At 72.9% G+C, this 1,433-nt stretch carries 1 protein-coding gene and 2 pseudogenes; 1 reads left to right on the forward strand and 2 read right to left on the reverse strand.

Annotation, left to right across the window (positions count from 1 at the left end; all coding sequences use genetic code 11):
• Positions 1–502, forward strand: a pseudogene (locus tag AB0C29_RS48285) (S-methyl-5-thioribose-1-phosphate isomerase); the annotation flags it as partial.
• On the opposite strand, the gene AB0C29_RS48290 reads toward AB0C29_RS48285, so the two are convergent.
• Positions 499–1,071 carry a DinB family protein gene (locus tag AB0C29_RS48290; RefSeq protein WP_360835083.1) on the reverse strand — a complete coding sequence of 191 codons (573 nt, stop codon included), beginning with the start codon at positions 1,069–1,071 and terminating at the stop codon, positions 499–501. The pseudogene AB0C29_RS48285 and the gene AB0C29_RS48290 sit on opposite strands and share 4 nt — an antisense overlap.
• 40 nt (positions 1,072–1,111) lie before the next feature.
• A pseudogene (locus AB0C29_RS48295) lies at positions 1,112–1,433 on the reverse strand (prephenate dehydrogenase/arogenate dehydrogenase family protein); the annotation flags it as partial.

Here is a 1,433-nt window from a genome sequence, read left to right on the forward strand (position 1 = left end):
GACCGGCGGCTCCGCCCTGGGGGTCGTGACCGAGCTGCATCGCCGGGGCGCGCTGGCCGGGGTCATCGTCAGCGAGACCCGGCCGCTGTTGCAGGGGGCCCGGCTGACCGCGTGGGAGCTGCGGGAGGCCGGCATCGACTTCCGCGTCGCGGTGGACTCGGCCGGGCCGTTCCTGCTGGCCCGCGGCGAGGCCGACGCGGTGATCCTGGGCGCGGACCGGATCTGCGCGAACGGCGACGTGATCAACAAGGTCGGTAGCTACGCGCACGCGCTCGGCGCCCGGCGGGCCGGCCTGCCGTTCGTCGTGGTCGCTCCGGAGTCGACTGTGGACCTGGACACCCCGGACGGTGCCGCGGTGGAGATCGAAGACCGGGGCGCGGCCGAGGTCACCGACTATGCGGCCGCGGTCAACCCGGCCTTCGACGTGACCCCGTACGACCTGGTGACCGCGATCGTGACGGACCGCCGGGTGATCCGCCTCGACCGCGGCGAGCGGCCCTAGGAAGCGGGCTGCCAGGGCTTCATCCAGGGCGACTCCGGCCAGCCCTCGGCGGCGGCCATGATCGGGTACGCGGTCCCGCCGTCCACGGACTCCCGGATGATGTCGGCGTGCCCCGCGTGCCGGGCCGTCTCCTGGATGAGGTGCAGCAGCACCCAGCGCACCGACCAGTTGTCCAGGTCCGGGGGGTTCCACGGCACGGAGTGGTCGACCGGCACGGCCCGGTCGAGGTCGCCGATCTCCGCCACGGTCTTCTCCGTGCGGGCGGCGATCCGGTCGTACCGGGCGAAGACCTCGTCGATCGTCTCGCCGTCGCTGAGCGCGAAGTTCTCCTCGTACGCGGTGTAGTCCAGCTCGCGGGGTTCGCGGCGGACGACGTCGATCCAGCCCTCCTCGGTGGACGCGCAGTGCTTGATCAGGCCGCCGACGGTGAGCGGGCTGGCCGTGGGCGTGGCGCGCAACTGCTCGGGGCTGAGGCCGTACGCGGTCAGCCTGACGACGTACCGCATCTGGGCGAGGTACGCGAGCAGGCCCTCCTGCTCGTTGGCGATGGCACCGACCTGACCAGGCATGACCTGTCTCCTGTCCTGTTGTCCGGCTTACCGCCTCAGCCTAGGAACTATTGCGGTCACTTCCTGGCCGCAATGTCGAGACCTTGTCATCGCGTACCGCGGTCACCCAGCCCCCGGCCCGGCCCAGCGCGAGCAGCGCGCCCGGCTCGGCTGTCAGCTCGGCCGGCTCGCCGGGCGCCGAAGGCCAGGCCCGGCGCAGTTCGCTCGGCACCCGCAGCCGTTCGGTGAGGGCCGCGATCGGATCCGGCGCGACCAGCTCCCGGCCGTAGCTCTGCAACTCGGCGAGGATCCCGTCCAGCACCTCCCGGACGGCCGGGGCGTTGCCGCCGCACATGGCCGCGATGAGCTCCGGCCGGGTGCCG

It is taken from the genome of Actinoplanes sp. NPDC048791 (genome assembly GCF_040650095.1).
Classification (GTDB): Bacteria; Actinomycetota; Actinomycetes; order Mycobacteriales; family Micromonosporaceae; genus Actinoplanes.

Coding starts and splice junctions, on each gene's coding strand:
- AB0C29_RS48290 (WP_360835083.1), bottom strand. CDS start 1,071: ATGCCTGGTCAGGTCGGTGCCATCGCCAACGAGCAGGAGGGCCTGCTC.